This window comes from Sabulibacter ruber, from assembly GCF_017355955.1.
Classification (GTDB): domain Bacteria; phylum Bacteroidota; class Bacteroidia; order Cytophagales; family Hymenobacteraceae; genus Nibribacter; species Nibribacter ruber_A.
The window spans coordinates 1-281 of record NZ_JAFFID010000113.1; the positions used below are offsets into that span (position 1 = coordinate 1).

A 281-nucleotide genomic window follows, 5' to 3' on the forward strand; every position below is an offset into this window, starting at 1 on the left:
GCTCCTCGTTCAGCGCGTATTCGACCATGTCCAGCCGCTTGGCGATGGCGGCGGGGTCGGTGAGCGGGGCCGAGAGATGGGCGGCAAGCAGCCGCGCGCCGGCGCCGGTCACCGTGCGGTCGATGGTGGCGAGCAGGCTGCCGCGCCGCTCGCCGGTCATGGTGCGGGTCAGCTCCAGGTTGCGGCGGGTGGCGGCGTCGATCTCCATCACCGCCCCCGGACCCAGCCGGCGCGGGGTGGAGAGCCGCGGCATGCGGCCCTTTTGCGTCAACTCGACATAG

Annotated in this window: 1 pseudogene; it reads right to left on the bottom strand. The window is 73.0% G+C overall.

Annotated elements, in window-relative coordinates:
- Positions 1 to 281, bottom strand: a pseudogene (locus tag JT719_RS24675) (hypothetical protein); the annotation flags it as partial.